The following is a 17843-nucleotide window of genomic DNA, read 5'->3' as shown; positions in this document are numbered from 1 at the left end:
TATCGTCTAATGTAACAATCAATATATACTGTCATCCTACTACTTCTAGATAACTTTTCTGTCGGAAGACATGATAATAATGAGTAAAGATATATGGGTGAGATTATTGCAGAAATCAAGAGCTATTTTACTTAAGCTCTTTTATTATGATACCAAACTCTGCAAAATCCTGAATTTTGGCTTCTAATGCCTATTTTTCTGATGTGTAATTTTTAATTGAATACGTCTTTATCATCTCTACAAAAATGTGTGCGATCGCCAGGACATAGTTAAATTTGTCCATACTGATTTACTTAATCATGAATTTGGTTATTGAAGCCAGTACTCAAAATAACTGTTTTTGTAATATATCCATGCTATTCCTAAGGTAAATGCTTCACTGTCAGTGAAACCTCAAATGGATGCAAACTCTCCGCATATCAAGGCTACTCATAAACCGAAAATTTTTAATAATTCAGAACGTTTTATTGAGGGATGGTATTGGGTAATACCATCTGATAATTTAGGAATAAATGAAGTAAAATCTATCACTCTCTTAGGTAGGAAACTAGTAATTTATCGCGGACAAGATCACCAAGTAACTATTTGTGATGCCTATTGTCCACATATGGGCGCTCACTTGGGAGAAGGTACTGTTGAAGGTAATGAATTACGCTGTGCTTTCCATCACTGGAAATTTAATTCTGATGGAATATGTGTGGAGATTCCGTGTTTAGATGAACCTCTGTCCCTCAAGTTAAAAACTTGGCCGACGGTGGAGAAGTACGGAATAATCTGGATTTGGACTGGAGAAATACCACGAGAATCTGTACCATTCGTTCCAGAGTTAGAGTTTCAGGATTACGAGGCTGTTATCGGTTCTAGTTTTGTGATAAATTGCCATCCTCATCTAATGATGTTGAATGCTATTGATACTCAATATTTTCAAGGAGTCCAGGTTTTAGATATTGGCTTTGAAAAACAGGAGTTAAATCAAAATGCCATTATTTTTAGTAAATATAAACGACAATATCATGATTTGCCGTTTAAAAAAGTCTTTCGTCCTTTATACAAAAATCCTATTTATAGTATTTGCTATTGGTATGGCAGTACAGTCACTTTAACCGTAGGAACAGACTTACGCCGTTGCTATCTGATGTTAGCTTTGCGGTTAATTGCAGGGGAACAGGTAGAAGTACAAACTATATTTTTTACTAAGCAACGTAAAGGTCTTTTGGGTTGGTTATTTAACCGTTTGATGTTATGGCTGAGTAATTCTTTGGTGCAGGAATTAATCAGTGATGAGAGAAACATTTTACAGAATATGCAGTTTAATTTAAAAAATCCCATCAAAGTAGATCAATCGATTGTGCAATTAATCAATCATGTGGAAATGCAAAAACCTTTGATGTGGAAGACTTGGCTGTTAGCGCGATCGCCTGAGACAGAGGTGAAGGAAACTCAGACTAAATGGCGAGATGAATTGACTAACGATTAAAAAAAGATAAAAAGTAAAAAGTTCTCTATCATGACTTTTTACTTTTTTCAGTCAGGCAATTGCACTCATAAAAAGAAGTGGCAAAGCCACTTCAGATTTCCCAGGTAGAACCTAGAAATGAGTATAACGACTAAAAAAAATTAAAATCGTATAAATTGACACCAATTATTTTAATAATGCCAGCCTTGAGGCTGATAAATCCTCTATGGAGAAACAAAAAGCTAGAGATGAAATATTTTTATGTTCGATTGTAGATTTTTCTTTTGGGCGCTACTTGTATATTAAAAGCCATCCCAACAATCATTCAGGGGAAAACTATGGTAACTCATGTATGTACTGTGTGCGGCTACGAGTATGATCCAGAAGTTGGTGATCCAGATAGCGGTATAGCTGCGGCTACCACCTTTGAGGAGATCCCAGAAGATTGGGTGTGTCCGGTTTGCGGTGCGACAAAAGATTTATTTGAACCAGCAGATTTGTAAAAATAACTACGATAACCGCTACGCAAAATTCAAAATCCTGTGTTCAAAGGTTTTGAAAGATTGACAATGAGAAATTTATTTCCGCCGTGCTGTACTAGCCTAGAAAGTAGGTGATCTAGAAAAGAAAGTTGGAAAATTGCTACCTTCAAAAATTGTAGTTGTTGGCGGCGGTGCCGCAGGATTCTTTGGTGCGATCGCTTGTGCTAGAGTCAACCCCCAAGCAGAAGTTACGTTAATTGAAGCCAGTCGTCAAACACTGGCGAAAGTCAGTGTTTCTGGCGGTGGGCGTTGTAATGTGACTCACGCTTGTTTTGATGCACATGAGTTAGTGCAGTATTACCCTAGAGGCGGTAAAGCTTTGCGGGGAGCTTTCGCACGCTTTCAAGCTAAAGATACGGTAGATTGGTTTGCGACCCAAGGTGTGCGGTTAAAAACTGAAGCGGATGGGCGGATGTTCCCCATCACAGATAGTTCGGAAACGATTGTAGATTGTTTGATGAACGCAGCCACAGTCGCAGGGGTGGAAATATTAACAGGAGTGGCTGTTGCATCAATTAAACAGTCACAAGGGAATCATTTTGAGATTTTTTGCAGGTCGGGGAAGATCATCAACTGCGATCGCCTATTATTAGCTACGGGTAGCAGTCGTGTCGGCTATCAAATAGCCCAAGAATTGGGACATCATATTGAATCACCAGTCCCATCACTATTTACCTTTAATATTTCTGAAGCTAAGTTGCGGGCGTTAGCAGGTATTAGCGTTAACCCGGTGCGGTTGCGGTTATGTGCTGATGGTTCATCACCACTGGAACAAACCGGCCCTTTGTTAATAACTCATTGGGGCTTAAGTGGCCCGGCTGTTCTCAAGCTTTCCGCTTGGGGCGCAAGATTGTTACATGACAAACATTATCAAGCAACCTTGTTAGTTAATTGGTTGCCAGATTTTTCTCAAGAACAAGTACGGCAAAATATCCTAGCAATAAAAAATGAATGGGGAAAGCGGGCGATCGCTTTACATCGTGGCGTTGATTTACCGCACCGTCTTTGGCAATATATCATTGCTCGTGTCGGCATTACCACAGATGAGCGTTGGGCAGGATTATCCAATAAAACCCTCAATCTGCTAGTTCAAGAACTCACTCAAGGGCAATATTTAATTAGTGGTAAAGGAGTCTTTAAAGAAGAATTTGTCACCTGTGGTGGTGTGAATCTGAAGGAAATTAATTTCAAAACAATGGAAAGTAAACTAGTGTCAAATCTCTACTTTGCTGGAGAGATTTTGGATATTGATGGTGTTACTGGTGGATTTAATTTTCAAAGTGCTTGGACAACAGGTTACTTGGCAGGAACAGCTATGGGGGAACATAGTGCTGATTAGGTTTTGTTGATTAGTCAGTGTTTAAATATAGGGTGACTGCTTAAGATTACTACCTAACGACAAGCTAGAAGGAGAAAGGCTAAAAATCTTTAGTATTTTCTCCTTCTACTTTTTTATCTATATTTCTTAACCTAATCAAGTTGATTGATAGCTAGTCACTAATATTCTCTGCAAGCAAGATTAATTGAAAGGCGATCGCTTTGTAAATATAGGTAAATATCTAACTAAAAAATCGCAGTTTATTAATAAAAATAATTCAATTGCTAGAGGCTCAAATTACAAGGTTATGGTACTAATGATTTGCGATGATTGGACAAATACCAAACATTGTAGATGAAAAGCCCATTTTCTTCTTCCTATTGTTATAGGAGTCTCCAGTTTTGTGTAAACTCGCGTTTCGCTAGAGGTAACACTTATGACTAGTTATGATCAGGTCTTTAACTCAAAAAAGACGATGGAAGAATCACTCAGCCCGGAAGAAGCCGTTGCGGCGATCGCAGTCGTTACCGCCATTGCCGATTCTAATATTGAAGAGATAGACGCAGAAAGTATCGCGGGCATACTTTGGGAATTTGAGGTTTTCGCTGAATATTCAGAAGATGAAATCATTGAAACGGTTGATGAACTCATCGCCATTGCCGAAGATGAGGGAGTTGGGGTTTTATTTAATGCAGCGAGTCAAGCCCTCACCGATGAGTTAGTCTGGGATGGGTTTGCAGCTGGGGTCATTATGCTCTTAGACGAAGAACAACTAGTAGTTCCCCAAGAGAAACAGGCTTATCTGAAAAAGCTTCAGGTAGCATTAAAACTGGAAGAGGACGAAGCCCAAGAAATCATCCAAGAGGTAACAGCAGCTTTCCAAGAAGTAGAAAATGAAGGTTACCTAGACGACGAAGACGATATTTTTACAGTAGAAAACTACACTGATGAAGTGTACGAATCACCTTTAGGTAACTTCACTGTACCCATTCCCGTTGATGCCGAACAAGGAGGGAAAATTCAAAGTCAAGAAGGCGTGGTTGGTTTCTCAGATGACTTCGGCACTTTATTAAGAATCGATTATTATCCCATACCTCCAGAACAATTAGAGGAACTTGACTCTACAGAAAAACAAGAATATCTCCGCTCAATCATGGTTGAAAAGTATGTACCACAGGCAATTCTGAATAATCTACCCAATGCGGAAATTAAGCATACAGAATATCAAGAGAATGAGACACTAGGCTATTATTATGCCCTGGTAGATATGCCTAATGGCTCAACAATTTCCCAAGCCGAGAACAACGGCACTATTACTAGATTGAACGCCTATCGAGGTTTGATTTCCTTTATTAAAGATGATTTTTTGTATATAGTTAGCAACCAGCGTAGCTTTTTCAATGGAGATACTCCTACTTCTATTGAAGAAGAAGCTAAGAACATTAAAGAAAACATTTTAGGGTTTGTAGAAACTATAGAGTTTACCTAGTAGCAAACTCTGAATAAACGTGAGTCTCCAACTTCGCCTGCGTTGGAGACTCATCTTACTTTATTTTGGCTTGTATTCTCATCACAGGAAGTTTTCTACATCCCGTAAACAGTGAATCAATTAGATCCGCGCTAACATTGGTTCTGGTTTTGCTGTGTTGACAGTATTCGATTCTGAATCTGTGCTGTATATTTCACAAGAATTATTGGGACTTTCGATCAGCTTAACTTTGTAAAGTTTGGCTCCCAGTTCTTGGATAGGCGATCGCAGTAAGTTACTAATATATAGAGCGATATTCTCAGCCGTTGGTACAACCTCAGCAAAGTAAGGAATATCTTTATTCAAAAATGTGTGGTCAAATGGTTCCACAACATAATCTTCAATTGCCTGATTCAAAGCACCTAAATCGACAATCATACCGGTGCGTGGATCAATCTCGCCTTTGACTGTCACTTCTAAATGATAGTTGTGTCCGTGACCGTGGGGACGCGCACATTTACCATAAATTTCTGTGTTGTCTTCTTGGCTAAGATTGGGATGAGCCAGCCGATGGGCGGCGCTAAAATGAGTACTGATAGTGAGGTAAGCTTCCATTCCGTTTCCTTGATAATCTGCCCAAAGTTCAGGATGTTCAAACAACTGCACACGGACTAAAGGCAAGTGAGGGGCTAGTCGCTGCCAGATAACCCGTGCGATATTTTCTGTAGTTGGCAAAGTTTGCCCAAATTCTGCCCAGATATCGTTGAGATAGGAAAAGTCCAGTTGGCTGGTAACTTCCCGCTTGATTACTTGCTTCACATCAGACAAGTTCAACACCATACCATATTCATCTAGTTCTCCAGCCAGAGAGATAAATATGACATAGTTGTGTCCATGCCCAGGAAATCGAGAGCAAGCACCAAATTTTTCAATATTCTCGGCTTCACTCAGTTCTGGCAACCAATAGCGATGGCTAGCCGAAAACTGAGCGCGGCGATTTACAATACATTGCATGAGTAAACTGGGAGCAAAATTTAAACTTTCTTAATCTTTCACTCTTTCCAGCATAAACTAATTTCATAGTCATTAGTTATTGGTAGATGGCCATTACTCATTAGTCTATGAATTGTTAACTATTGATTATTGGCTATGGACTAATGACTGCTTACAGATGCTTGTGCTTCATAGTGCAATCTTGTAGCAATGCGGAATAATTCTTGACCTGTGTGTAAATAGCGATCATCGTAGTTTAAGGGAAAGTAAGCCAATTCTTCTAGTCCGTCTGCTACTTGATTGAGGCTGTAGTAAAGGTGCGCGGCGGCTCTCGCCATACTAGGAGGGTTGGGACGGGAGCGAAAAATAGTTTGGGCTTGCTTGAAGTCGTCTTTACAAGTTTGTAAGTATTCTTGAAACTCATCTAATAGTTCATCATCAAAGGGATCAGCCGCTAGTTCCTCAATCTGTTCTTCCAACGAACTGAGAATAGTAGAAAGTAAACGATTGACTGGTTGATATACCAAGCGTAGCCATTCTTCTACCTGTTCATCAGCATCTTTGCCGCTTTTACGTTTTACTTGATATTCTTTTTGTGCTGATGTAGTACGCTGTAGGCGATCGCCTTTGAATTTCTGAGATTTATCCCGCAGTTCCTCATCATAATTGAGGCGACTTTGATTGTCGCCTAAAATTTCATAAGCTGCGTTAATTCGGATAATCTGCTCTTTATCTGCTGTGTCCTGGTTACTATCCGGGTGAAATAATTTTACCAAGCGGCGATAAGCTTGCTTGATCTCCGCTTGGCTGGCTCTAGGGCTGACCTTGAGAATTTCGTAGTGATTTAAATCTTTCTTAGAATCGACCATTCATCCAAAATTACGTTAGCTAATGCTAGCTGTTGCCTTCGTTTCTAGGTCTTGGAACAATGGTGTACTCAGATACCTTTCTCCAAAACTAGGCTGAATCAATACAATTAAACGTCCTGCATTTTCTGGACGTTGAGCTACGCGAATGGCAGCACACAAAGCAGCACCACTGGAAATCCCAGATAATAGCCCTTCTTCTCTAGCTAAACGCCGACCATAAGCGATCGCTTCTTCATCTGTGACCGTAATCACTTCATCAATCAATTGTGTTTTTAGGACTTGGGGAACGAATCCCGCACCAATTCCCTGAATTTTATGGGGGCCTGGTTTACCTCCAGATAAAACTGGACTATTGGCAGGCTCAACTGCGATCGCCTGAAAACTTGGTTTACGGGCTTTCAGTACTTCCGCTACACCTGTGATCGTACCACCTGTACCCACCCCTGCGACAATCATATCTACCTGACCATCGGTATCTTCCCAGATTTCTTCGGCGGTAGTCTCCCGATGTATTTTCACGTTCGCTGGATTACGGAACTGCTGCAACATATAAGCATGAGGGGTAGTATTCACTATCTCCTGGGCGCGGCGAATTGCTCCACTCATTCCTTCCATTCCTGGTGTCAATTCTAACTCCGCTCCATAAGCCCGCAACATAGCCCGACGCTCACCACTCATGGTTTCTGGCATCGTTAAAATTAAGCGATAACCCTTGGCTGCTGCTGCCATTGCTAAAGCAATCCCCGTATTTCCCGATGTGGGTTCGACTAATACAGTCTTCCCAGGAGCAATCAACCCCTCCTGTTCAGCTGCATTAATCATACTCACCCCAATTCGGTCTTTCACAGATGATGATGGATTCATGCTTTCCATCTTCACAAGAATCTGAGCTACACATCCTTCCTCTTGAGGAATACGATTTAGCTGTACTAAAGGTGTACGACCAACAAGTTCTGTAATGTTACGAGCAACCCGCATAATTTTCCCTTATTTAATTAGTTATTTAGTCATTAGTCATGAATTATTTTCCCTCATTCACAGTGCACGCCCGACAGCCTATAAACTATCGACTATGGACTATGGACTGTTGACTATTGACCACTAAATGTAATACATCACATCCAACTGCTTTCGAGAATCTCTTTTTTCACAAAGATCCTGTAGGCTATATTTTTTCAAAACGGAATTTGCCGCCTGACGCGCTTCTTGCCAAATTTCTTCTATAACAGAACCATCTAAGGTTTGAGACTTGAGATTTTCTTCACTAGTCTTCACCTCTAACCCTTCCAAACATTCCAATATCTCGAATATGCTAATTTTTCTGGGTTCGCGGGCTAAAAAATAGCCACCTCTTGACCCACGTTGGCTTCTGAGTATACCCCCGCGTCTTAATGTCGCTAATAGTTGTTCTAGATAGCGATCGGGTATGCTTTGTTGAGCGGCGATTTGCCTAATTTGCATCGGTTCGCCACTGTCGTAATGAGTTGCCATTTCTAGTAAGGCAAGAATTGCGTATTCTGATTTACACGATAGTTCCACAAGCAATAAGTGAGTGGTGAATAATTATGAATAGAGCGTTAAGTGTTAAACCCTAACTTCCTCTAGTATACTCCGGTTAAGCAGTAGGGTTTGTGCATTAGTGCTAAAGACAGCAAAAAACCCCGCTCAGTAGCGGGGTTTCAATTATATTCAACTTTCTAGAAGTTTTTAATAGCTTAGAAAGTGAAGGTTGTTCTCAGAGTACCGATGATCGCATCATCTGCATTGCTGTTCTGACCAGGGTTAGTCAACCAGATTACACCAGGGGTGATGGAGATGTTGTCAGATACGCGATATTTGTAGAAACCTTCAACTTGGTAAGGAACTTCGTTAGCACCAGCTTGGACACCGCGTGCGTAAGGTTGAGCGCCTGCGAAGATACCCAGGACGTTACCTCTCTTACCAAAGTCAGGTAATGCTACACCGATACCGTAGCTCCAAACTTCTCTGTCATCGTTGGCACCGAAGCCTGTGACATCGCTGTAAGATACAAAACCGCTAACTGATAGTTTATCGCTAGGTCTGAATGCCGCAGACAAACCGTAGGAGTTGCTGGAAGAAGCATTTAGGAAACTATTATTGTTGGCTAGTGAAGTACCTACAATAGCACCAGTATCTCCAGAGTCAAACAGGGCGCTGCCACTTGCACCATGATATCCATGAACATAAGTAGCAGCTAACGCCAAGCGATCGCCTACACTAAAGTTCAACTGACCTAAAGCAGCGTAATCGCCGTTGAATAGACCAGTATTAGGACCAGGGTTATTAGCATCCGAAGCCAAATAACCTACAGTAAAGGAGCTAGGTCTTAAGATGCTGCCACCTTGACCAAAAGGCACATTGAAGGCGATACCTGCACCACCACCAATGCGGTAGATGGGATTTTCCGAAGAAAATGTAGATAAAGCGCCGTTACCGCCATCAGTCTTGTCAAAGAAGTAAGGGTTGTTTACGGCTGCATAATGGCTGTGTCGTCCACCACTAGCGGCAAGGTAAACTTGAGCTGGGCCAACGGGTGCTTCATAGGTCAATCGGTCTATTTCTACACTGTTGTTGCCAGTACTACCAACTTGGAAAGTTTGTAGTCCTTGACCACCAGCATCAATAAAATTGTTATTGTTATCTCTAAAATCAAAGCCAGTTGCATTACCAGCAGCTAAACGGGTGGTTAAAACATCTCTACCAGTGAAGCTGGTTTGCAAGCCTAGACGAACTCTGTTTTGGAAAACAGTGTTGTTAGCGTCGCCAGTGTTTTCACCAAAAGCATCGGTAACGGCGAAGATAGCCTCACCGACTAGTTTTGTAGTTGTAGAGAACTGGTTAGCTTCCAATTCCGCAGTCCGTGCTTCTAAAGCATCTACACGACCGCGCAGGGTTGCCAATTCTGCCGAAAATTCTTCTTGTAAGCGTTGTAAGGTAGCTAAATCTTGCTTGGTTACTAGGTCAGCAGTTGCTGTAGCAATCAGTTCATTGACACGATCCAAACAAGCGTTTAAACCAGCCGCAAATTCATAGCGGGTTAAAGCACGGTTTCCACGATAGGTGCCGTTGGGATAACCAGCAATACAACCGTAGCGCTCAACCAAAGACTGTAATGCTTGGAATGCCCAATCGGTTGGCTGTACGTCAGAGAACTGAGAAACCGAGGTGACTTGGCTTTGAGCGTTACCTTTACCTTCGCTGCTGTAGCGGTTAACTTGGTCGATAACCTTTGTATCTTCAGTTGTTGGGGCTGCTTGAGCCACAATTTCTGGTTGTTGAGCTAGTTCAGTAGGTACTACTGTTTCGGTTACTGATAATTCTGTAGTTGCATTTGTAGCTGCGATCGCTGCTGACGACACTAATAGTGTTGCGCCTAAAACAGCAGGGCTAACCACTAGGGATTTCCACAATAGATTAGACATTTTTACTTTTCTCCTCACACCTTGTATAGATAATTGTTCTTGTTGCAGCTACTCTCAAAAATGCGACATCTTATTGAAATCTTTTGATGAGGCATAGTTGCCACTATTACAATTTTAGTTTTTGCCAAGTTGATGATTGATTAACTTAGTATTAAAAATTAATGCAATTAACTTATGCAAAAACGTACCCATATAGCTGATTATTATAGAGCATTTCGACTGTATGGCAAGATAGGAGGGATCGCCTCATTAACTGTCACACTGATTCGTAGTTAGATTACAAAAGGGAGTATCTAATGTACAACTCCCTGTGTACCGAAAGTCATACATTGATGTATGTAGCTTCCAAGCACTACCAAAAAGTGATTAGTTGATTTGGGAAATCGTTGCTGCTACATCAAAGTCTTTTTGTGTCAAACCACCTGCATCATGGGTTGTTAGGGTAACTTTGACTTTGTTATAAGAGATTTCTATATCTGGATGATGTCCAGCTGACTCCGCAGGTTCTACCAACTTATTGACAAATGCGATCGCTTCAATAAAGTCTTTGAATTTGCGGGTAGTCTGCAACTTAGAACCCTCTAACGTCCACCCAGATAGTTTGCTAGCTTGTGACTGAATTTCTGCATCGCCTAGTAGTTGCGCCATTGGCAAAATCTCCTATATTTAAAAGACGTGTATGGCTCTGTCACCCTTGTCATTTTTTGATCTTGCAAATCTCTCTTGCCGGAACCAGACAATAAGCACGCAATATTGTTATTTCCTTACAAAAATTTAACGTATTTACCTGCTGAGTTTTCCCTTGCAACCATCAATATCTTAAAACTTACCCATAAAAAACTATCCGCTCTGATTTAGATTGGATAATCTAAGTCAGAGCGGTCTAGCGGGTCTTCAGGTTGCAACCAGACTGCCGGAAGGAACTCCGAGCTTTAGCCTAGCTTTTGGAGCTAACTTAGTCTCGAAAAGACTAAGGCTAACTTTTAGAGAACAGCCCCGGCGCACAGCCGGCTAACTGCAACCTGATGACCCATGCTTTTACTACTTTCTATCATGGGCATCACCTCCTTGTTGCCTAAACGGTCTTAGTCTCAAAAAGGCAGAGAATTTATCTCTGGGTTTTCACCTTCGCTCAATATAACACACAAGTTTAGAGATTAGTCTATAGTCAATTGACAATCGACCACAAAAAGAAAAACCTCCGCTTTTTGGCGGAGGTTTGAACACAATGGCAAGCGATGAATCTTAAATCATGCTTAGAGAGCATTACCGCGAGGTAGTACCTCTTCGGGGAACACAAATTTTTCGTGAGGCTGATCTTGAGGAGCCATCCAAGCGCGGATACCCTCGTTCAGCAAAATGTTCTTGGTATAGAAGGTTTCAAATTCTGGGTCTTCTGCTGCCCGTAATTCTTGGGAAACGAAGTCATAAGCCCGCAGGTTCAATGCTAAACCAACGATGCCTACCGCACTCATCCACAACCCAGTTACGGGTACGAACAACATGAAGAAGTGCAACCAGCGTTTGTTGGAGAAAGCAATCCCGAATATCTGTGACCAGAATCGGTTCGCTGTCACCATTGAATAGGTTTCTTCTGATTGGGTGGGGTTGAAGGCGCGGAAGGTGTTTGCGCCTTCGCCGTCTTCAAATAGGGTGTTTTCTACTGTTGCACCGTGGATGGCACACAGTAATGCTCCACCGAGTACACCTGCTACTCCCATCATGTGGAAGGGGTTTAGTGTCCAGTTGTGGAACCCTTGCAGGAATAACAAGAATCTGAAAATTGCTGCTACTCCGAAGCTTGGTGCAAAGAACCAAGATGATTGTCCCAATGGGTACATCAGGAATACGCTGACGAATACCGCTATGGGTGCTGAAAATGCTAGTGCGTTGTAGGGTCTGATTCCTACTAGTCTGGCAATTTCAAATTGACGTAGCATGAATCCGATCAAGCCGAAGGCTCCGTGTAAGGCTACGAATGGCCATAACCCTCCTAGCTGACACCAACGGGTAAAGTCCCCTTGGGCTTCTGGTCCCCACAACAACAACAGGGAGTGTCCCATGCTGTCTGCTGGGCTTGATACTGCTACTGTCAGGAAGTTTGCTCCTTCCAGGTAGGATGATGCTAGTCCGTGGGTGTACCACGATGTGACAAATGTTGTACCGGTTAGCCAACCGCCTAGTGCTAGGAAGGCGCAAGGAAATAACAATATCCCTGACCAACCTACGAATACGAAGCGATCGCGCTTTAACCAGTCGTCTAGTACGTCAAACCACCCTCTACTGGGGGCCCTTCCTACTGCGATGGTCATTACAAGAAATCTCCAATGTTTTTATAAGTTCGGGTTTGCCTGTAGATGAAAATTGTATTACATCTTACAAACAGAAAGTTAACCAGATTGTCAATCTAGTTTACAAATTTTTACCGTCTCTAATAATTCTATGTGCAAACCGCTAATTTTTCCAGTAAATTTTGGGAATAATTTAATCTTTGGATACAGAAAGGGTTGGGGATGAGTGATTGGGGACTAAGCGGAAGCAGACAAGCACAGGGGAATGCTTAGCACCCGCTACAACCCCGTCTACCCCGCTTCAGCACACCCTACAGGTTCTTCGCAGGAGTGCAGCACTCATGACTCAGCACTCATCATTCCCCAATCTCCAATCTCATAACGCTAAAATGAGTCCTACAGTTATATGTAATTCCTGCTAAATGTTTACCATTGATTTAAGCATCAAGAACACTGCCTTCCCGATAACAGTGCAACGTAAGACAGCAGAGGACGCTGAGGCTGTTTATCAGCTGATTTTGGCAGCGATCCGCTCTGGTAATCCTGATATTGTGGAACTGAAGTGTGAGGGCAAGACAGAGAAAAAAATTGCTGTCCGCGCTAGTGAAATTTCTGGAGTCCAGATTACTCAGAAGGATGGTGTTACTACAAGTAGTGGTAGAGCGCCTGGATTTTTTGCCCTAGCGGGTGAGTAACCCAAGGTATCAACATGGCGGACATGGGCATTGTCGTTAAAGATTTAAATTTCAGTTGGCCGAACGGTGAGACAGCAATTCAATCTTGCTCTTTGGAAGTACCCCAAGGAGAATTTTGGATGCTTTTGGGTACTAATGGCAGTGGCAAATCTACCTTACTCCGTCTCCTAGCAGGTCTTTTGGCTCCTAAATCTGGTGAAATTGGGGTTTTACATCCTGTGGGTTTTGTCTTCCAAAATCCTGATCATCAATTGGTGATGCCAACTGTTGGTGCTGATGTGGCTTTTGGTTTGGTGGAAGAAAAACTGCCAACATCGGCTGTCAGAGCTAGAGTAGAGGAGGCACTAGGGGCAGTGAATTTGAGTGCTTTACAGCTACGCCCAATTTATGCCCTGAGTGGGGGACAAAAGCAGCGCGTGGCTATTGCTGGAGCGATCGCTCGTCGCTGTGAAGTCTTATTATTAGATGAACCTACAGCCTTACTTGACCCAGATAGTCAACTGGACTTAGTGGCCAGTGTCCGCCGCCTAGTGAAAAGTAGGGGTATCACAGCTTTATGGGTAACACACCGCTTGGATGAATTGAACTACTGTGATGGTGCTTTCTTACTGGAGAAAGGTTGTTTAGTAGATCAAGGTGAACCCCAACGCCTCAAACAACGTCTTATGGAAGTACACCAAGAAGCTTCTTGAATTGGAGAATGGGGAAAGGGGAAAGGATTAATGCCCCGCCCATACCTCATGACCAATCACTACTGGCAACTGACAACTGACCAGCCTGAATTAATCAGTAATTTTTGACAACTGCAACGCGCCATTAATGGCGCGTTTGTTATTATTTGGGGCTTTTTTTACCTCAACTTTGCAAACAAATCATAATTTCCCACTATTTGTAACATAGTGTTACAGGCAATGCTTCAATTACTATAAAAGTTATGAATGGATCTTGTTAACTCTAGAAAATTGTGATCGAAAACCATGCCCCGTTCCCCAATCCCAGCCGTTTTATTAGTAGACGGCTACAATATAATTGGCGCTTGGCCTTGTTTGAAAAAAACCCGTGATAAAAATGGACTAGAGGCTGCTCGCGGGCAACTTGTGGAAGCAATGACAAGTTACAGCTCGTATCAGGGTTATGACACTCAAATAGTTTTTGATGCTCACTATCAAAATACTTGTAGTAACAAAGAAATTATTACAGAGCTAGTTTCAGTTTATTACACAGATTTTGGGCAAACAGCAGATACCTATATTGAAAAAATTTGTGCTTCTTTGCGCCCTGAAGTTTCACAAGCTCGCATTTCTCGTGTAATTGTTGCTACATCAGACCGCGCACAACAGTTGACAGTACAGGGATACGGGGCTGAATGGTTATCAGCATATCAACTGTGCGGCGAAGTAGAAACTACAGTGTGTAGGATGCGGCAAAAGTATCAATCTCGTAAACAATCTAAAAGCAGGTTTCTCGCCAGCGCCATTGACCCTCAAGCGCGCCAAAAGCTAGCTGAACTACGAATGGGGATTAAGTAAATATTACCATCTAAAAGCCTCTAGTGTCATTCTAGAGAAGGTTTTGGCTGGAATAATCTAGACAATAAAGCTACTGGAAAACTTTTTTTGCAAAAGTACTTGCTATATCCTATCGACTACGCTACTATTATAAATCGTGAGAGCAACGTTCCTCAGTAGCTCAGCGGTAGAGCGATCGACTGTTAATCGATTGGTCACTGGTTCGAATCCAGTCTGGGGAGTTTAACAATAGAGAAAGACAAAAAGTAAAAAACAGGACAGGGAGTGAGAAATCAAACTTCACAAACCTACCCGATGTACTTTTACAATTTTGATCACTGCACCAATTTGTGGTCTTCCTGAATTATGGCAAATACTTTGGGAGACTAAAACGGGTACATCAACCTTGAGAATGACCCAATCAAGTAAGGTTGGCTTAACTTTAATTGAACGCCTGTGGACATAGGAGAATTGTCAAACAGCTAAATTAAGTCGGTAGGGCGATCGCTGGTCATTAAGCTAACTTGGTATAATGGTTTTGTGCAACAATCAGCCCAGAAAGCGACAAATCTGAGCAGTCAAAGAGACCTTTTGAATGGAAACAACCCTTCAATGTCCACAATTGAAAGACACGAAAGCTTTTTGTTGTCAGGGTTTGATCTTTACTTGATGTCCTGATTGATCCGGCTAAGGCTATAACAGGGGAATAATATGAAAACTATTGTGCAGAAAATATTTTCCGGTTTAGCTACACCCATAAAAGTTTCTTTAACAGTTTTGCTATTAAGCACACCAGCAGTAGCTAACGAAAATTCTCAGATTACTGGTGGTTTAATTCCTAGAGAACCAAACTTCTTTAAACAGGGAAGGGAACTGTTTGATAGAGAAATCTACTTTTTAATCACAACAAACAGGCAGACTCAAGAAGCTGTTCTCAAGGTTCCCAGTCAGTTATCAATTCAAGAACAATTATTACCCTTTGAAAAGTCTCAACCATTACCAAACAATTCTCATAATCCTAAAACCAATCAATGACTTTGGTTTATAAAGAAAATGGGTAATTGATGTGGAATAATCACCCATTTAAACTTTTAACCGATTAGATATCTAAATCTGTGAGGTTAAGTTTAGAACCGTAGGTTTCAATAAATTCGCGTCTGGGTGCAACCCGATCGCCCATTAAAATTGTAAAGATGCGATCGGCTTCTGCGGCATCTTCAATTTCGACTCGCTTTAAGGTGCGGGTTTCCGGGTTCATGGTGGTTGTCCAGAGTTGTTCTGGCATCATTTCACCCAAACCTTTGAAGCGTTGGATGGTGTAGTTGGCATTTGCGGGAAATTTGGCGATCGCTTGTTGTAAATCACGCTCACTATAGCAATACTCATAATTGCGTCCCCGTTCTACTTTATATAATGGGGGACAAGCAATGTAGATGAAACCTTGTTCGATGAGCGCTCGTTGGTATCTATAAAAGAAGGTCAATATTAATGTGCGGATGTGCGCTCCATCTACGTCAGCATCGGTCATGATGATGATGCGGTGATAGCGTAGTTGGGTGGAGTCGAATTCTTCACCTTTGACACCTAAACCCAGGGCAGTAATTAACGCCTGAATTTCATTATTTTTATAGATTTTGGAATCGTCCGTTTTTTCGATGTTAAGGATTTTACCACGTAGGGGGAGGATAGCTTGGGTGCGGCGATCGCGTCCTTGTTTGGCGCTACCACCGGCTGAGTCACCTTCCACAATATAAATCTCAGATTCGCTGGGGTCGCGGGAACTACAATCTGCTAATTTACCGGGTAATGGAGAAGATTCTAGTACTGATTTGCGTCGGACTAACTCCCGTGCGTGGCGTGCTGCTTCTGCGGCTTTGAAAGCTTGGATGGCTTTATCGAGAATTGCGTCAGCGATACCAGGGTGAAATTCTAAGTACTCTGTGAGGACTTCGCCTACCAAAGAATCAACAATACCTCTGACTTCGGTGTTACCTAGTTTGGTTTTGGTTTGTCCTTCAAATTCTGGGTCTGGGACTTTGACGGAAATTACCGCTGTTAAACCTTCGCGGACGTGTTCACCACTGAGGTTTGCTTCATTTTCTTTAATTTTATTGCGCTTGCGGGCGATCGTGTTCAATGTCCGAGTCAGAACCGCTTTTAAACCTTCTAAGTGTGTACCTCCATCTATGGTGCGGATATTATTGGCGAAACCAAGCACATTGTCTGTGTAAGCATCAGTACACCACTGCAAGGAAACTTCTATCTGTACGTTGTTACGCTCTCCCTGCACATAGATGATTTCTTCATGTAGTGGTTGCTTATCACGGTTCATGTAAGCAATGTACTCTTTGATACCACCTTTATACTCGTAGCTTTCTACTTTAGGTGTATCACTTTTTAGTAGTTCCAAACGATTGTCGGTGAAAGTGATTTTCACTCCTGCATTCAGATACGCTAACTCACGCAGGCGACTTGAGAGGGTGATGTAATCAAATTCAACACTATTAGTAAAGATTTGACTATCTGGTTTGAAACTGACAGATGTTCCTGTTCTTGCTTCCTTATAGGGCTTTGCTATGAGTTCAGTAACAGGGATACCACGTTCATAACGTTGAATATGAACTTTTTTATCTCGCCAGACTGTAACTTCAACAACTTCTGATAAGGCATTAACTACGGAAATACCAACCCCGTGCAAGCCTCCAGAAACTTTGTAACCACCACCGCCAAACTTACCCCCAGCGTGCAGTACCGTCATCACTGTTTCCAACGCTGATTTTCCCGTCCGCGAGTGAGTATCCGTAGGAATACCGCGACCATCATCTGTAACAGTCACGGAACCATCAGCATTGATATCCACCTCTATATGAGTGCAGTAACCTGCCAATGCTTCGTCAATAGAGTTGTCTACCACCTCATAAACTAGATGGTGGAGTCCTCGCGGCCCGGTAGAACCGATGTACATCCCCGGTCGTTTACGGACGGCTTCCAGACCTTCCAGAACTTGAATCTGATCGGCACTGTAACTGCTCGTCATGAATATTCTCCTGATGCGTGGGGTTGAAATCGCCCAAAGGCTAAAAAGTCAAATCACTCCAAAATTCTAACACAAAAGCCTTAAAGGCGACTGTAGGGCATTTTTGTGAGAAGTTTATATAGGGGATGTAACCCCATAAGTTTTTTGAATTAATCGCCTTACTATTGCAAATTTCACCGATTTATAACATACTCAACAAGTTTTGAGTAGAAGAGATTAAGAC

Annotated in this window: 16 protein-coding genes and 1 tRNA gene; 9 read left to right on the top strand and 8 right to left on the bottom strand. The window is 42.1% G+C overall.

All coding sequences use genetic code 11. The features are described 5' to 3' along the window. Nucleotides 1-397: 397 nt before the first annotated feature. The 4 genes from ACM5QX_RS00275 (at nucleotide 398) to ACM5QX_RS00260 (ending at nucleotide 4805) form a co-directional block, all read left to right on the top strand. Nucleotides 398-1477 (top strand): Rieske 2Fe-2S domain-containing protein, encoded by a 1080-nt coding sequence (locus ACM5QX_RS00275; RefSeq protein WP_414751892.1) that lies wholly within the window; start codon nucleotides 398-400, stop codon nucleotides 1475-1477. 317 nt (nucleotides 1478-1794) lie between these two features. Further along, the gene (rd, locus tag ACM5QX_RS00270; protein ID WP_414751891.1) at nucleotides 1795-1959 is read left to right on the top strand and encodes a rubredoxin; all 165 of its coding nucleotides are present in this window, start codon (nucleotides 1795-1797) and stop codon (nucleotides 1957-1959) included. Between the two features lie 136 nt (nucleotides 1960-2095). Further along, a complete protein-coding gene (locus ACM5QX_RS00265) occupies nucleotides 2096-3337 on the top strand; it encodes an NAD(P)/FAD-dependent oxidoreductase (RefSeq protein WP_414751890.1) in 1242 nt (413 codons plus the stop codon). A 415-nt stretch (nucleotides 3338-3752) separates the two neighbouring features. Continuing rightward, nucleotides 3753-4805, top strand: coding sequence for a tellurite resistance TerB family protein (locus ACM5QX_RS00260; protein ID WP_414751889.1), 1053 nt, complete (start codon nucleotides 3753-3755; stop codon nucleotides 4803-4805). 120 nt (nucleotides 4806-4925) lie between these two features. Here the strand turns inward: ACM5QX_RS00260 and ACM5QX_RS00255 are convergent, their stop codons facing one another. The 7 genes from ACM5QX_RS00255 to psbD all read right to left on the bottom strand — a co-directional run bounded on the left by ACM5QX_RS00255 (nucleotide 4926) and on the right by psbD (nucleotide 12401). Beyond that, complete coding sequence (locus ACM5QX_RS00255) at nucleotides 4926-5798, bottom strand: 6-carboxytetrahydropterin synthase (RefSeq protein WP_414751888.1); 873 nt, start codon at nucleotides 5796-5798, stop codon at nucleotides 4926-4928. A gap of 140 nt (nucleotides 5799-5938) precedes the next feature. Further along, entirely contained in the window at nucleotides 5939-6646 is a 708-nt protein-coding gene (locus ACM5QX_RS00250) for a J domain-containing protein (protein ID WP_414751887.1), read from the bottom strand. Between the two features lie 15 nt (nucleotides 6647-6661). Continuing rightward, on the bottom strand, nucleotides 6662-7624 hold the full coding sequence (cysK, locus tag ACM5QX_RS00245; RefSeq protein WP_414751886.1) for a cysteine synthase A: 963 nt from the start codon (nucleotides 7622-7624) through the stop codon (nucleotides 6662-6664). Between the two features lie 123 nt (nucleotides 7625-7747). Continuing rightward, on the bottom strand, nucleotides 7748-8185 hold the full coding sequence (locus tag ACM5QX_RS00240; protein ID WP_414751885.1) for an RrF2 family transcriptional regulator: 438 nt from the start codon (nucleotides 8183-8185) through the stop codon (nucleotides 7748-7750). A 176-nt stretch (nucleotides 8186-8361) separates the two neighbouring features. Continuing rightward, the gene (locus ACM5QX_RS00235) at nucleotides 8362-10089 is read right to left on the bottom strand and encodes an iron uptake porin (RefSeq protein WP_414751884.1); all 1728 of its coding nucleotides are present in this window, start codon (nucleotides 10087-10089) and stop codon (nucleotides 8362-8364) included. A gap of 366 nt (nucleotides 10090-10455) precedes the next feature. Further along, nucleotides 10456-10737, bottom strand: coding sequence for a 4a-hydroxytetrahydrobiopterin dehydratase (locus tag ACM5QX_RS00230; RefSeq protein WP_011319284.1), 282 nt, complete (start codon nucleotides 10735-10737; stop codon nucleotides 10456-10458). Between the two features lie 608 nt (nucleotides 10738-11345). Further along, a complete protein-coding gene (gene psbD, locus ACM5QX_RS00225) occupies nucleotides 11346-12401 on the bottom strand; it encodes a photosystem II D2 protein (photosystem q(a) protein) (RefSeq protein WP_011318085.1) in 1056 nt (351 codons plus the stop codon). Nucleotides 12402-12802: 401 nt separating this feature from the next. On the opposite strand from psbD, the gene ACM5QX_RS00220 reads away from it, so the two are divergent. The 5 genes from ACM5QX_RS00220 (at nucleotide 12803) to ACM5QX_RS00200 (ending at nucleotide 15618) form a co-directional block, all read left to right on the top strand. Further along, nucleotides 12803-13075 (top strand): hypothetical protein, encoded by a 273-nt coding sequence (locus ACM5QX_RS00220; protein WP_010998680.1) that lies wholly within the window; start codon nucleotides 12803-12805, stop codon nucleotides 13073-13075. A 14-nt stretch (nucleotides 13076-13089) separates the two neighbouring features. Next, the gene (locus tag ACM5QX_RS00215) at nucleotides 13090-13767 is read left to right on the top strand and encodes an ABC transporter ATP-binding protein (RefSeq protein ID WP_011319285.1); all 678 of its coding nucleotides are present in this window, start codon (nucleotides 13090-13092) and stop codon (nucleotides 13765-13767) included. A gap of 285 nt (nucleotides 13768-14052) precedes the next feature. Continuing rightward, a complete protein-coding gene (locus ACM5QX_RS00210) occupies nucleotides 14053-14604 on the top strand; it encodes an NYN domain-containing protein (protein ID WP_414751883.1) in 552 nt (183 codons plus the stop codon). Nucleotides 14605-14753: 149 nt separating this feature from the next. Further along, nucleotides 14754-14825: transfer RNA gene (locus tag ACM5QX_RS00205), tRNA-Asn, on the top strand. A 469-nt stretch (nucleotides 14826-15294) separates the two neighbouring features. After that, nucleotides 15295-15618 (top strand): hypothetical protein, encoded by a 324-nt coding sequence (locus tag ACM5QX_RS00200; RefSeq protein WP_190567595.1) that lies wholly within the window; start codon nucleotides 15295-15297, stop codon nucleotides 15616-15618. 64 nt (nucleotides 15619-15682) lie between these two features. Here ACM5QX_RS00200 and gyrB read toward each other — a convergent pair whose 3' ends face one another. Further along, on the bottom strand, nucleotides 15683-17620 hold the full coding sequence (gyrB, locus tag ACM5QX_RS00195) for a DNA topoisomerase (ATP-hydrolyzing) subunit B (RefSeq protein ID WP_414751882.1): 1938 nt from the start codon (nucleotides 17618-17620) through the stop codon (nucleotides 15683-15685). Nucleotides 17621-17843 lie beyond the last annotated feature (223 nt).

Origin of the sequence: Anabaena sp. CCY 9910 (assembly GCF_963920875.1) — a bacterium.
In the GTDB taxonomy this organism is placed as follows: Bacteria; Cyanobacteriota; Cyanobacteriia; order Cyanobacteriales; family Nostocaceae; genus Trichormus; species Trichormus variabilis.
Note: the sequence above shows the minus strand (reverse complement) of the source record. Positions and strands in the feature narration are given on the sequence as shown.

Bases quoted from the DNA above. Each gene is read 5' to 3' on its own strand.
- ACM5QX_RS00210 (WP_414751883.1), top strand. From the start codon at position 14,053: ATGCCCCGTTCCCCAATCCCAGCCGTTTTATTAGTAGACGGCTACAAT.
- ACM5QX_RS00230 (WP_011319284.1), bottom strand. From the start codon at position 10,737: ATGGCGCAACTACTAGGCGATGCAGAAATTCAGTCACAAGCTAGCAAA.
- rd (WP_414751891.1), top strand. From the start codon at position 1,795: ATGGTAACTCATGTATGTACTGTGTGCGGCTACGAGTATGATCCAGAA.
- psbD (WP_011318085.1), bottom strand. From the start codon at position 12,401: ATGACCATCGCAGTAGGAAGGGCCCCCAGTAGAGGGTGGTTTGACGTA.
- ACM5QX_RS00255 (WP_414751888.1), bottom strand. From the start codon at position 5,798: ATGCAATGTATTGTAAATCGCCGCGCTCAGTTTTCGGCTAGCCATCGC.
- ACM5QX_RS00220 (WP_010998680.1), top strand. From the start codon at position 12,803: ATGTTTACCATTGATTTAAGCATCAAGAACACTGCCTTCCCGATAACA.
- ACM5QX_RS00200 (WP_190567595.1), top strand. From the start codon at position 15,295: ATGAAAACTATTGTGCAGAAAATATTTTCCGGTTTAGCTACACCCATA.
- cysK (WP_414751886.1), bottom strand. From the start codon at position 7,624: ATGCGGGTTGCTCGTAACATTACAGAACTTGTTGGTCGTACACCTTTA.
- ACM5QX_RS00215 (WP_011319285.1), top strand. From the start codon at position 13,090: ATGGCGGACATGGGCATTGTCGTTAAAGATTTAAATTTCAGTTGGCCG.
- ACM5QX_RS00235 (WP_414751884.1), bottom strand. From the start codon at position 10,089: ATGTCTAATCTATTGTGGAAATCCCTAGTGGTTAGCCCTGCTGTTTTA.
- ACM5QX_RS00260 (WP_414751889.1), top strand. From the start codon at position 3,753: ATGACTAGTTATGATCAGGTCTTTAACTCAAAAAAGACGATGGAAGAA.
- ACM5QX_RS00250 (WP_414751887.1), bottom strand. From the start codon at position 6,646: ATGGTCGATTCTAAGAAAGATTTAAATCACTACGAAATTCTCAAGGTC.
- ACM5QX_RS00275 (WP_414751892.1), top strand. From the start codon at position 398: ATGGATGCAAACTCTCCGCATATCAAGGCTACTCATAAACCGAAAATT.
- gyrB (WP_414751882.1), bottom strand. From the start codon at position 17,620: ATGACGAGCAGTTACAGTGCCGATCAGATTCAAGTTCTGGAAGGTCTG.